The sequence below is a fragment of the Bradyrhizobium sp. 62B genome, assembly GCF_030272265.2.
Lineage (GTDB): Bacteria > Pseudomonadota > Alphaproteobacteria > Rhizobiales > Xanthobacteraceae > Bradyrhizobium.
Map to the genome: position 1 here is coordinate 624427 of NZ_CP092841.2, position 12403 is coordinate 636829.

At 65.1% G+C, this 12403-nt stretch carries 14 protein-coding genes; 6 read left to right on the plus strand and 8 right to left on the minus strand.

All coding sequences use genetic code 11. The annotated features are described in order from the left end of the window. Positions 1–332 precede the first annotated feature (332 nt). On the minus strand, positions 333–1589 hold the full coding sequence (locus ML401_RS02930; protein ID WP_194405583.1) for an aspartate kinase: 1257 nt from the start codon (positions 1587–1589) through the stop codon (positions 333–335). A 149-nt stretch (positions 1590–1738) separates the two neighbouring features. Here ML401_RS02930 and ML401_RS02935 point away from each other — a divergent pair, with 149 nt between their 5' ends. The 4 genes from ML401_RS02935 to ML401_RS02950 all read left to right on the plus strand — a co-directional run bounded on the left by ML401_RS02935 (position 1739) and on the right by ML401_RS02950 (position 4544). Beyond that, positions 1739–2206: a PH domain-containing protein gene (locus tag ML401_RS02935; RefSeq protein WP_212065738.1), complete on the plus strand. Its 468-nt coding sequence runs from the start codon at positions 1739–1741 to the stop codon at positions 2204–2206. A 14-nt stretch (positions 2207–2220) separates the two neighbouring features. Continuing rightward, entirely contained in the window at positions 2221–2988 is a 768-nt protein-coding gene (ubiG, locus tag ML401_RS02940) for a bifunctional 2-polyprenyl-6-hydroxyphenol methylase/3-demethylubiquinol 3-O-methyltransferase UbiG (RefSeq protein WP_194405585.1), read from the plus strand. Between the two features lie 110 nt (positions 2989–3098). Next, positions 3099–3380, plus strand: coding sequence for a GIY-YIG nuclease family protein (locus tag ML401_RS02945; protein WP_285809678.1), 282 nt, complete (start codon positions 3099–3101; stop codon positions 3378–3380). A gap of 264 nt (positions 3381–3644) precedes the next feature. Then, positions 3645–4544 (plus strand): EamA family transporter, encoded by a 900-nt coding sequence (locus ML401_RS02950; RefSeq protein ID WP_259215228.1) that lies wholly within the window; start codon positions 3645–3647, stop codon positions 4542–4544. On the opposite strand, the gene ML401_RS02955 is transcribed toward ML401_RS02950, so the two are convergent. From ML401_RS02955 to ML401_RS02970, 4 genes are read right to left on the minus strand one after another with little or no spacing between them, the layout of a single operon-like run. Next, positions 4541–5026 carry a DUF1178 family protein gene (locus tag ML401_RS02955; protein WP_211419992.1) on the minus strand — a complete coding sequence of 162 codons (486 nt, stop codon included), beginning with the start codon at positions 5024–5026 and terminating at the stop codon, positions 4541–4543. The genes ML401_RS02950 and ML401_RS02955 overlap by 4 nt on opposite strands. After that, positions 5023–5901 carry a carbon-nitrogen hydrolase family protein gene (locus ML401_RS02960; protein ID WP_285809680.1) on the minus strand — a complete coding sequence of 293 codons (879 nt, stop codon included), beginning with the start codon at positions 5899–5901 and terminating at the stop codon, positions 5023–5025. The genes ML401_RS02955 and ML401_RS02960 overlap by 4 nt, the downstream gene beginning before the upstream one ends. After that, on the minus strand, positions 5898–6173 hold the full coding sequence (gene grxC, locus ML401_RS02965; protein ID WP_211419994.1) for a glutaredoxin 3: 276 nt from the start codon (positions 6171–6173) through the stop codon (positions 5898–5900). The genes ML401_RS02960 and grxC overlap by 4 nt, the downstream gene beginning before the upstream one ends. A 47-nt stretch (positions 6174–6220) precedes the next feature. Then, a complete protein-coding gene (locus ML401_RS02970) occupies positions 6221–7018 on the minus strand; it encodes a ComF family protein (protein ID WP_285809682.1) in 798 nt (265 codons plus the stop codon). A gap of 147 nt (positions 7019–7165) precedes the next feature. Here ML401_RS02970 and ML401_RS02975 point away from each other — a divergent pair, with 147 nt between their 5' ends. After that, a complete protein-coding gene (locus ML401_RS02975; protein WP_285812804.1) occupies positions 7166–8014 on the plus strand; it encodes a methyltransferase domain-containing protein in 849 nt (282 codons plus the stop codon). 127 nt (positions 8015–8141) lie between these two features. Here ML401_RS02975 and ML401_RS02980 read toward each other — a convergent pair whose 3' ends face one another. Further along, complete coding sequence (locus ML401_RS02980) at positions 8142–8552, minus strand: (deoxy)nucleoside triphosphate pyrophosphohydrolase (protein ID WP_285809683.1); 411 nt, start codon at positions 8550–8552, stop codon at positions 8142–8144. 141 nt (positions 8553–8693) lie between these two features. On the opposite strand from ML401_RS02980, the gene ML401_RS02985 reads away from it, so the two are divergent. Continuing rightward, positions 8694–10046, plus strand: coding sequence for a TadE/TadG family type IV pilus assembly protein (locus ML401_RS02985; RefSeq protein ID WP_285809685.1), 1353 nt, complete (start codon positions 8694–8696; stop codon positions 10044–10046). Positions 10047–10087: 41 nt separating this feature from the next. Here ML401_RS02985 and argJ read toward each other — a convergent pair whose 3' ends face one another. Continuing rightward, a complete protein-coding gene (argJ, locus tag ML401_RS02990; protein WP_285809687.1) occupies positions 10088–11347 on the minus strand; it encodes a bifunctional glutamate N-acetyltransferase/amino-acid acetyltransferase ArgJ in 1260 nt (419 codons plus the stop codon). Positions 11348–11451: 104 nt separating this feature from the next. After that, positions 11452–12393 carry a peptidylprolyl isomerase gene (locus ML401_RS02995; protein ID WP_285809688.1) on the minus strand — a complete coding sequence of 314 codons (942 nt, stop codon included), beginning with the start codon at positions 12391–12393 and terminating at the stop codon, positions 11452–11454. Between the last annotated feature and the right edge of the window lie 10 nt (positions 12394–12403).

Consider the following 12403-nt stretch of genomic DNA (forward strand, 5'->3'; position numbering starts at 1 on the left):
CGGCCGGCGGCTGGCCCAAAATTCCAGAAAAACAACCAAATTGTTTGTCCGGCGCAGGCGCAAACCCAAATCTTCTTGAGATTTCGTGCTTTGCACCGAATCAGCGGCCTGAACTGGGACACAGTTTGCGGCAGCCCACCCTGTTCGCCGTATAGCGAATTGGGGCTTGTTTTGCCAAGCAAAACGCCTGCCAAACGCGAAAGTGTGGACACCTCGGCGTTTGCTGCGACCGCTAAGAGAAAATTAGCCTAAGCGCGGTCTGGAACGTACGAAGCGGTTTTCCGGAAAGACCATGCTTAGACAACAACGGGAAGCGCGACCGTGGTCGCGCTTCAGGCCTGATCGAGACCGTAGAGCGTGTGCAGGGTGCGCACCGCGAGCTCGGTATAGGCGGTGTCGATCAATACCGAGAATTTGATCTCGGAGGTTGTAATGGCCCGGATGTTGATATTCCGCCCGGCGAGGGCCGAGAACGCCTGGGCCGCGACGCCCGCGTGGCTGCGCATGCCGCTGCCGATCACCGAGATCTTGGCGACGTCCGTGGCGGTATCGAGCCTGGCGTAACCGATCTTGGCCTTGGCGGCGGTAATCGTGTCCTTGGCGCGGGTATAATCGGCCGCCGGCACCGTGAAAGTGAGATCGGTGGTCTTGCCGTCCTCGGAGACGTTCTGCACGATCATGTCGACGTTGATGTTGGCATCCGCGAGCGGGCCGAAGATCGAGGCCGCAACGCCCGGCTTGTCCTCGATCTGGCGCACCGAGATCTGGGCCTCGTCCTTGGAGAAGGCGATACCGGTGACGACGTGGCTTTCCATGATCTCCTCCTCGCTGCAGATCAGCGTGCCGGGCGGCTGGTTGGCATGCGGGTCGATATCCTCGGGCTTGTCGAAGCTCGAGCGGACGAAGATCGGCATGTTGTGGACCATGCCGAGTTCCACTGAGCGGACCTGGAGCACCTTGGCGCCCTGGGAGGCCAGTTCCAGCATGTCTTCGAACGCAATCTTGTCGAGCCTCTTGGCCTTCGGCACGATTCGCGGGTCGGTGGTGTAGACGCCGTCGACGTCGGTATAGATGTCGCAGCGGTCGGCCTTGACGGCGGCGGCAACGGCCACGGCCGAGGTATCGGAGCCGCCGCGGCCGAGCGTGGTGATGCGGTTGGTCTTGGGCTCGATGCCCTGGAAGCCGGCGATGACCGCGACCTCCTTGCGCTCTTTGAAGCGCTTGATGATCTCGCTGCCGTCGATGTCCTCGATCCGGGCCGAGGCATGGGCGTCGCTGGTCTTGATCGGGATCTGCCAGCCCTGCCAGGAACGGGCCTGGATGCCCATGCCCTGGAGCGTGATGGCCAGCAGGCCGGAGGTCACCTGCTCGCCCGAGGCGACCACGGCGTCGTATTCGCGCGCGTCGTGCATCGGCGAGGCCTCGGTGCACCAGGCCACCAATTCGTTGGTCTTGCCGGACATCGCCGAGACGACCACGGCCACCTCGTGGCCGGCGTCGACCTCACGCTTCACATGGCGTGCGACGTTGCGGATACGTTCGATATTGGCGACGGATGTGCCGCCGAATTTCATCACGAGGCGGCTCATGACGACGCGTGCATTCCTTCAAAGGGATCAGTATGGTGGCCCGCACCGGACGGTCCTGGCGGACACCGACCGCGCGTATACATAGCGGCGGGGCCGGGGGCAAGCGGGTTCCTGCGGGGCCGGGTGCGGGCAATGGGTTAACTGAGGTCATGGCGCGCTATATCGACGAGATTCTGCAGCCCGGCGAGAAGGTGCTGTATTCGACCAATGCGCACTGGATCTTCTATTTTCCGGCGATCCTGGCCTGGATCGTGACGCTGGCCCTGCTGATCCTGTCGCGCCAGGTGGTCATCGACTGGCTCGTTCTGCTCTGCCTGGCGGCCGCAGCCGTCGCGGCGCTGGCTGCCCTGTACTGGACCATCAAGGGCTGGTTCCACCGCTTCACCACCGAGACCGACGTCACCAATCTCAGGGTCGTGCACAAGACCGGCTTCATCAAGCGCCGCACTTTTGAAATGGCGCTGGACAAGGTCGAGAGCGTCGACGTCGACCAGACCATTCTTGGACGTATTCTCAACTACGGCGACGTGACGATTCGCGGCGTCGGCGAGGGGATCGAGACGATCAAGACCATCGCCTCGCCGCTCGCCTTCCGTAGTTCGATCACCACGCGGTAGGACCGCGCGTAACCATGAGCATGCAGCAAAATACTTCCGTTTCCGCGCAGCCCGGCTCGACCGTCGACGCAGCCGAGATCGCCAAGTTCTCAAAACTCTCCGCGGAGTGGTGGGACCCCAACGGCAAGATGGCGCCGCTGCACCGGATCAATCCGCTGCGGCTCGGCTATATCCGCGATGCCGCCTGCCGCAAGTTCGAGCGCAACGTGCGCAGCCTCAACTGCCTCGCCGGCTTGCGCGTGCTCGACATCGGCTGCGGCGCCGGCCTTCTTTGCGAGCCGCTGTCACGCTTGGGAGCGCAGGTCATCGGCGTCGACCCCTCGCAGAGCAACATCGCCGCGGCGAAGCTGCATGCCGACAAGGGCCATCTTGCGATCGACTACCGCTGCACCACGGTCGAGGAGATCGACCCGCGCGAGCGCTTCGACATCGTGCTGGCGATGGAAGTGGTCGAGCATGTCGTCGATGTCGGCGTCTTCCTGAAGCGTTGCGCCGCGATGCTGAAGCCGAATGGCCTCATGGTGGTCTCGACGCTGAACCGCAACTGGAAGAGCTTTGCGCTCGCCATCGTCGGCGCCGAATATGTCCTGCGCTGGCTGCCGCGCGGCACCCACGAGTGGAACAAGTTCGTCACCCCCGACGAGCTGACGAAATACCTGCTCGACAACCGCCTCGTCATCACCGAGCAGACCGGCGTGGTCTACTCGCCCTTCGCCGACAAATGGTCGCTCTCATCGGACATGGACGTGAACTACATGATGGTGGCGGAAGCGATGGTGTGAGGGTGTATGAGTGAGATGCGATCTCTAACTCCCCGGGCGGTGTCGTCCCTGCGAACGCAGGGACCCATAACCACAGGCCCATCGAGTTAGCCAAGACGGGCGCCCCGAGCATGTACTACGTCTACATCCTCGCCAGCCGCCATCACGGAACGCTCTACATCGGCGTCACCAACTCACTGCAGAAGCGGATGGAGCAGCACCGCGCCGGCAAGGGCTCCGAGTTCGTCAAGCGCTACGGCGTGCATCGGCTGGTCCACACCGAAGTCTATGAACGCGTCGAGGAGGCGATTGCCCGGGAAAAGCAGCTCAAGCGCTGGAAGCGCGACTGGAAGATCGAGCTGATCGAGCGAGACAATCCGGACCGGCGAGCTCTGAGTGATCTGTTGGTTTGACAGTGTGATGCCGCCCAGCAAATGTCGTCGTCCCTGCGAACGCAGGGACCCATACCGCGTGATCTCTCGTGGGGTTCGGTGTGATATGCGCGGGTTGGCAGCCTTCGCCAAACTGCTCCCTGGAGTTATGGGTCCCTGCGTTCGCAGGGACGACAGTGTGCTTGTTGCAAGAGCATCGCACCCATGACGCTCGTGTGGTTGACCAGCGAGGATGTTCCCGTCACGCTAATAAACCCACCTTCCTAAGCACTTTAGCCCCCTCCCATGCTCACCGTCGCCAGCCTCTGGATTCCCTTCACCGTCGTCGCCGCGCTGGGCCAGGTCGCGCGCAATGCGATGCAGCGGTCGCTCACGAAGCCGCTGGGGACCTGGGGCGCGACCAATATCCGTTTTCTGTTCGGCTTCCCGTTCTCACTGGTGTTCCTCGGCGTGGTGCTGATCGCGACCGGCGATCATCTCGGCATGCCGCCGACCGCGTTCTGGCCATGGCTGCTGCTCGGCGCGCTGAGCCAGATCGTCGCGACAGGCCTGATGCTGCTCGCCATGAACGACCGCTCCTTCGTGGTGACGACGGCGTACCTCAAGACCGAGGCGATCCAGACCGCGATCTTCGGCTTCGTCTTCCTCGGCGATCACCTGACCTGGCTGAAGGTGCTGGCGATCGTGATCGCCACGATCGGCGTCGTCATCACCGCGCTGCGGCCCGGCGGCGAGAAGAGCTTTGCCGAATTGAGGCCGACCATCACCGGCCTCGTTGCGGCCGCGGCCTTCGCGCTCTCCGCGGTCGGCTTTCGCGGCGCCATCATCAACGTGCCCGGCGTCTCGTTCGTGACCTCGGCATCGTTCACCCTGGTGCTCGGCCTGTTCGTGCAGACGCTGGTGCTGACGATCTATCTGCTCTGGCGCGCGCCAAAGATATTGCAGGCGATCCTGGGCTTGTGGAAGCCGTCGATGCTGGCGGGCTTCATGGGCGCCTTCGCCTCGCAGTTCTGGTTCCTGGCCTTCGCCCTGACGGCCGCAGCCAATGTCCGCACGCTCGCTCTGATCGAGGTGCTGTTCGCGCAAGCCGTGGCCTATTACTCGTTCAAGCAGCCGATCGCGCCGCGCGAGATTTTTGGCATCGCGCTGATCGTCGTCGGCGTGGCGGTGCTGGTGGGGGCTTAGTTCCGGTCTTCCGGCAGCGTCGGCAGCGGCGAGACCTCGATGCCCTCGTCGATCAGCGACTTCGCCTCTTCCGGCGAGGCCTCGCCATAGATCGGGCGATGCTCCTTGTCGCCGTAATGCATCGCGCGCGCTTCGTTCGCAAAGCGCTCGCCGACATTGTCGGCGTTCTTGACGATATGGTCGCGCAGCTCCTTGAGCTTGGTGCGCAGCTCTTTCTCCTGCGCCATCAGCAGCGAGGTCGGCCCTGACGGCGCGGCCTCGGGCGCGGCGGCAGTCGTGACCGGCTCCGGCGGCGGCGTCGCACGGCCGCGGCCCTTCTTGCCGACAATGCGCGGGGCCATGATCGCCTTGTCGACCTTGGCCGAGCCGCAGATCGGGCAGGTCACGAGCTTGCGCTTGACCTGCTGGTCATAGGCCGTCGAACTTTGAAACCAGCTCTCGAATTCGTGGTCCCGGTCGCAGCGAAGTGCGTAGCGGATCATGCCGATCCCCGTACGAGGTGCAGATGGTCCGGCCCCGCCTTGGGGTCGGACACGCCGAAGCGGCGGCCGTGCTGGAGCGAGGGAATGGCGCGGCGCGCGGTCTCGACCTTGGCCGGATCGATCTTGGCCATGATAATGCCGGGCTCGACGTCGCCCTCGGCGAGGATCTCGCCCCAGGGGTCGATGATCAGCGAATGGCCGTAGGTCTCGCGCTTGTTCTCGTGGGTGCCGGCCTGGGCCGCTGCGAAGATGAAGCAGCCGGTCTCGATCGCGCGCGCACGCAGCAGCACGTGCCAATGCGCTTCGCCGGTCTTGCGGGTGAAGGCCGAGGGCACGGTGATGAAGTAGGCGCCGCTCTCGGCGAGTGCGCGATAGAGCGCGGGGAAGCGCACGTCGTAGCAGATCGTCAGGCCCACCCGGCCCCAGGGCAGGTCGGAGATCACCGCGGTCTCGCCCGGCTGGTAATTGGCGGATTCGCGATAGCTCTCGCCGTCCGGCAGCTCGATGTCGAACATGTGGATCTTGTCGTAGCTCGCGAGCACATTGCCCTCGGGCCCGATCAGGAAGGAGCGGTTGACCGCCTTTTCGGCGGAGAAGCGCAGCGCCAGCGAGCCGACATGGAGATGGATCTTCAGCTCCGCCGCGAGCGCCCGGTAGGCTTTCAGGGAGCTGTCGTCCTCTTCGCTCTGCAGATGCTCGAACAGCGCCTTGCGGTTCAGCTGCATCATGTTGCTGACTTCGGGCGTCTGCACGTAGTCGGCGCCGTTGGCGGCGGCCTGCCGGATCAGCTTGGTGGCCTGTTCGAGGCTGGGCCCCGGCATCAGGCCGGTGCGCATCTGCACCATCGCGGCGGTGAACGTGCGGTTTTCGCTCATGAGGTTGCCTTCACGCTTTCGAGCATGCCGTCGAGCTTGCCTTCGCGGTCGAGCGCGTAGAGATCGTCGCAGCCGCCGACATGCGTTCCGCCGATCCAGATCTGCGGGAAGGTCGAGCCCTCGCCGGCGCGGTCGTACATCTCGTTGCGCCATGACGGGTTCTTGGCGACGTCGAATTCCGTGAACGCCGCCTTCTTGCGGCTCAGCAGCGACTTGGCGGCGGAACAGTAGCCGCAGCCCGGCCTGGTGTAGATCTCGACAGCAGCAGTCATCTCGTCTGGCGCTCTCTTGTCATGAATCCATTGAATTATATGGGACTTTACCTGACCTCCACAACCCGGGCGAAGACCAGGACGTCGACCTGGGCCGCCTTGGCGCGCAGCAGGGCCCGTGCGCAGGCATCCAGCGTCGCACCCGAGGTCAGGACATCGTCGATCAGGACAATGCGGCGGCCCTGGATTTCAGCCTGGCGGTCCGGGGATACTTGGAATGCGCCCTGCACATTGGTGGCGCGCTGGGCCCGCGACAGGCCGATCTGCTGCTCGGTGGCCCGCACCCGGCGCAGCACCTCGGCCTTCGTCTTGACCCCGCTCTGCCGCTCGATGATCTGCGCCAGCGCCCCGGACTGGTTGTAGCGGCGCCGCCAGGCCCGCCGCCAGTGCAGCGGCACCGGCACCAGCATATCGGCCCCGGCCAGCAGTTCGCCGCCCGCCCGCGCCATCCAGCGCCCCATGGCGGGCGCGAGATCCGTGCGGTCCTGGTATTTCAGCGCATGCACCAGCGTGCGCGCGACGTCGTCATAGCGCACCGCGGCGCGGGCGCGCTGATAGGCTGGCGGGCTCGCGATCGCCTCCATCGACAGCATGTCGGGGCCGGGGTCGTAGACGAAGGGGATCCCGAGCCGCGGGCAATAGGGCCGCTCGATGAACGACAGCCGCGCCCAGCACGAGGCGCAGACGCCCTCGCCATCGACCGGCTCGCGGCAGGACACGCACAGCGTCGGCAGCGCAATGTCGAGCGCGAGCCGCGCCGCCCGCGCCAGCACGTGGCGGCCGGTCGTCCATGCTGCACGCAGCGGTGCGGCGATCGAGCGGGTGGGGGCGGCGTCGGCGTCCATGCGGAGAGGCTAGCGGTCTGCGCTTCCGGGCTCAAGCCACGCTCTCATGCCCCGGTCGCAGCGCAGCGTCTCTTCGACGGTGCGCTGCAGAGCCGGGACACGAGAGAGAAGATTGCATTGGCCAGCGTGATCGGCGTAACCAGCGGCATGGCCCAGCCCCCGCAAACCCCGCCCGCTTTGTTCGATCGCGCCTTGCTGCACGCGCGGCAGCGGCGCGCGCAGGCGCAAGGCGCAGTGAGCTTCCTGCTCGATCGTGTCGCCGAGGACATGGCGGAGCGGCTCGCCGCGGTGATGCGCGAGTTTCACGTCCCGGTCGATCTCTGGACGCCGGGCGATGGTCTGGCGCCCCTCCGCACGCGCCTTCCCTCCATCGAACACATCGCCCTGGATGCGGCCGGCGCGGAAAAACTTCCCTTCTCGCCGGACAGTCTCGACCTCGTCGCCTCGGCGCTGGCGCTGCAATTCGTCAACGATCTGCCGGGCGTGTTCGCACAAATCCGGCGCGCGCTGAAACCGGACGGGCTGCTGCTGGCCGCGATGATCGGCGGCGACAGCCTGACCGAGCTGCGGCAGGCCTTTGCCGCGGCGGAGGCCGAATGCGAGGGCGGCGTGTCGCCGCGTGTCGCGCCGTTTGCGGATTTGCGCGATGTCGGCGCGCTGCTGCAGCGGGCAGGCTTCGCGCTGCCAGTGACCGACGTCGACCGCGTCGTGGTGCGCTATGGCAATGCGTTCGCCTTGATGCAGGATCTGCGCCGCATGGGCGCGGCCAATGTGCTGATCGAACGCCGCCGCACGCCGAGCCGGCGCGCGACGCTGCTGCGGATGGCGGAAATCTATGCCGAGCGCTTTGCCGATGCCGACGGCCGCATCCGCGCGACGTTCGACATCATCTGGCTCTCCGGCTGGGCCCCGCATGCGAGCCAGCAGCAGCCGCTGAAGCCGGGATCGGCGAAGGCGAGCCTGGCGGAGGCGGTGAAGAAGGCGGGGAAAGAGTGAGCCGTGTCCCGGACGCGCTGCGGCGTTCTTACGCTGCTGCGCAGAGCCGGGACCTGGTCTGCGGCAAGCATGGGCCCCGGACGCAGCGCACCGCAAGGGCGCTGCGCTGCGTCCGGGGCACGGCAACTCACATCAACAGATCAATCAAATGCGGGATCAGCGGAATATCCGCGGGCGGCATCGGATAGTCGCGCAGCTTGTTGGCGCGCACCCAGGCGAGGTTCTGGCCTTCACGCGCCGTCACAATCCCTTCCCAGCGCCGGCAGATATAGAGCGGCATCAACAGGTGGAAGCTCTCATAACCGTAGCTCGCGAAGGTCAGCGGCGCGAGGCACGGCTCGGCGACGGTGATGCCGAGCTCCTCGTGCAGCTCGCGGATCAGGCTCTGCTCCGGCCGCTCGCCGGGCTCACACTTGCCGCCGGGAAATTCCCAGAGGCCGGCGAGCGTCTTGCCCTCGGGGCGCTGCGCGATCAGGACGCGCTTGTCGGCATCGACCAGCGCGCAGGCCACCACCAGTGTCAGTTTGAGATCGGCCATGTCCGGGCTGTCGCTCGCTGGGGTCGTTCGCAAGGATTCGTTAATCGTACTGAGGGGCCACGATTCCAGGGGCCTCATAAGTCATATTTAATCAAGGGTTCCTAGAGTGGAAACATATTTAAACCATTCCGGGCTCCATCCATGCGCGCCGTGCTTTGCTCCCTTATCGGCCGGTTCGCAACCGACCGGCGCGGCAATATCGCGGTGATTTTCGCGCTCGCCTGCGTCCCCCTGATCACGGTGGTTGGCTGCGCGGTCGATTACTCCCGCGCCACGCAGATGCGGGCCAAGCTGCAGGCGGCGGCCGACGCGGCCAGCGTCGGCGCGGTCGCCAAGGCATCGCCGGCCTTCGCCGCCGCGGGCACGATGACCTCGGACGGTTCGATTCCCGTGGGCGTCACCGACGCCAGGAACATCTTCAATGCCAACGTCGCCAATCTGACCGGCTACACGCTCGACAGTCTCACGCCGACGGTGGTCAAGAACGGCTCGACGGTCACCTCGACCGTTGCGTTCAAAGGCACCATCAACACCATGTTCCTCGGCGTGATCGGCAAGACCTCGCTGACGACGAGCGGCACGTCGACGGCGACGGCAAGCATGCCGCTCTATGTCGACTTCTACCTCCTGCTGGACAATTCGCCGTCGATGGGCGTGGCGGCGACGCCGGCGGACGTCACCAAGCTGGTCAACGCGACCACCGGCAACAGCTTCAAGCCGAACGACCAGTGCGCGTTCGCCTGTCACGACTACAACGATGCCGACAATTACTACAATCTCGCCAAGTCCATCGGCGTGACCACGCGGATCGACGTGCTGCGCAGCGCGACGCAATCGCTGATGGACACGGCTGCCGCGAGCCAGACCTATTCGAACCAGTTCCGCATGGCGATCTACGATTTCGGCGCGGCGTCAAAGACCATCGGCTTGCGGGCGCTTTTTCCGTTGTCCTCGAACTTGTCGAGCGCGAAGACGGCGGCCGGCAACATCGACCTGATGGGCGTCTACGGCAACAACGACAGCTACACCAAGGATCAGGACACGCAGTTCAGCACCATCTTTCCGGCGATCAACAACGAAATCCCCAATCCCGGAAGCGGAAAATCCAACGCTCCCCTGAAGTATCTCTTTTTCGTCTCCGACGGTGTCGCCGACGAAAGCAATACGGGCTGCCTGAAGCCGCTCTCGGGTTCCTCACGGTGCCAATCGCCGCTCAATGCGTCGCTCTGCAAGACGATGAAGGATCGGGGCGTCAAGGTCGCGGTGCTGTACACGACCTATCTCGCGCTGCCCACCAACGCCTGGTACATGAAATGGGTCGATCCGTTCAATGCCGGCCCCTATGGTCCCTCGCCGAACAGCGAGATCGCGCAGAACATGCAGAGTTGCGCTTCGCCGGGGCTGTATTTCGAGGTGAGCCCGACCCAGGGCATCTCGGACGCGATGAATGCACTGTTCAAGAAAGCAGTCGCGGACGCCCGAATCTCGGGGTGACTGTTCCCCTCTCCCCGTAAGAACGCGGCGAGGGAGAAGACTCAGGACCTGTAATCCCCGTTGATCGCCACATATTCCTTGGTGAGGTCGCAAGTCAGCACGCGGTCGCGGCCCTTGCCGAGACCGAGCGAGACCTTGATTGCGATCTCCGGCGCCTTCATCGCTTCCGACACCTGGGCCTCGTCATAATCGGGATCGCGCGCGCCGCTCTTGGCGACGCGGATGCCGTTGAACGAGATCGAGAGTTTGTCGCGATCGGCCGGCTCGCCGGCCTTGCCGACCGCCATCACCACGCGGCCCCAATTGGCGTCCTCGCCGGCGATCGCGGTCTTGACCAGCGGCGAATTGGCGATCGACATCGCGATCTTGCGGGCCGAGGCCTTGGTCTTGGCGCCCTCGACCGTGATCTCGACCAGCTTTCGCGCACCCTCGCCGTCGCGAGCGACCTGCTCGGAAAGATTTGCCAGGATCTGATTGAAGGCCTTGGTGAAAGCCTTCAGGCGCGGATCGCTGGCGCGGCTGATCTTGGGTGCGCCATGCGCGGCGGCAGCCCCGGTCGCGAACGCCAGCAGCGTGTCCGAGGTCGAGGTGTCGCCGTCGATCGTCACGGCGTTGAAGGTGTCCTCGACGCCGGTCTTGAGCAGCGCCTGCAGCGCAGCGGGCGCGATCGGCGCGTCGGTGAAGATGAAGGACAGCATCGTCGCCATGTCGGGCGCGATCATGCCGGCGCCCTTGGCCATGCCGTTGATCGTGACCTTGGCCTTGCCGAGCTTGACGGTCGCGGTCGCGACCTTCGGGAAGGTGTCGGTGGTCATGATCGCCTTGGCCGCGGCGAGATAGTCGCCCGCTTCCGCGGTCTCGGCGAGGCGGCCGAGCACGCCGTCGAATTTGGTAGCGTCCAGCGGCTCGCCGATCACGCCGGTCGAGGCCAGGAAGATCTCGCTTTCGCTGCAGCCGACCGCCTTGGCCGCGATCTTGGCGGTCAGCGCGGTGGAGGCGCGGCCGGTTTTGCCGGTGAAGGCATTGGCATTGCCGGAATTGACGACGAGGGCGCGCGCCAATCCTTTTTTAGAAGATCCGCCGCCCTTCAGCTTGGCGCGGCACCATTCCACCGGCGCGGACGGGCATTTCGACTTGGTGAAGACGCCGGCGACCGCCGTGCCCTTGTCCATCACCGCCAGCAGCACGTCGGTGCGGTTCTTGTAGCGGATGCCGGCCTCGGCCGTCGCAAGGCGGACGCCCGCGATCACGGGCATATCGGGAACGTGCTTGGGGGCGAGCGGGGAGACGGTTGAGGACATCGCGGGGCGCCTTGGTGGGATCTGGATATGCAGATGCCCGGCACGGGGGCCGGGCATCACGAAGGCTTAGATACTCTTGGCGTCAGCGAAGTGACAGCAAATTCTTACTTCTTCGCGGGCGGCGCCATCTTGCTGTCGGAGGGCTTTGCGTCAGAAGGCTTGGCCGCATCCGCCGGCTTCGCATCGGGCTTGGCATCCGCGGCCGGCTGGTCGAGCCGCTCGACCTTGGCTTCGGCGCGCAGCTTGGCGACGTATTCGGCCTGGGCCTTGCGGGTGACGTAGCTCTCGATCTGGGTCTTGACCTGCTCGAAATCGGGCGCCTTGCGGCTGCGCTTTTCCTCGACCTTGATGATGTGCCAGCCGAACTGCGACTTCACGGGGTCGGAGATCTTGCCCGGCTCCAGCGTGAAGGCAACCGTGGAGAATTCCGGCACCATCTGTTCCTTGGTGAAGAAGCCGAGGTCGCCGCCATCGGCCGAGCCCGGATCCTTGGACTTCTTCTTGGCCAGCTCGGCGAAATCGGCGCCCTTGTCCAGTTCGGCCTTCACCGCCTTGGCCTCGTCCTCGGTCTCGACCAGGATGTGGCGGGCGCGCACCTCCTGCTCGCCGGTGATCTGCTTGGAGGCCTCCTCATAGACCTTCTTCATGGCATCCGGGGTGGTGGCGGCCTTGCCCTCATTGGCGAGCAGGCTGTCCATCAGCAGCCGGTTGCGGGCGAACGCCAGGCGCTTCTTGAACTCCTCGCTGTCGGCGACCTTCTTGTCCTCGGCAGCCTTGCTGACGATTTTCATGTCGATCAGGAAGGACAGGACGTTCTCGTCCTTGCTCGCCGGGTCCATCTGGGCGAGGCTCGGTCCGAGCTCCTCTTCGGCCATGGCGACGTCGCTCTTCTTGATTTCCGCGCCATTGACCTTCGCCAGCACTGGATCGTCGGCGGCCCGGAGCGGGCCCGCGAACGCCAGGGACAGCGCCAAAGCGAGCCTGCCAGCCAGGGCGGACGCATGGCGGAAACGCTGGCCGGTGGATGCCGGGAACGAGGTGGTCATGGAAAATCCT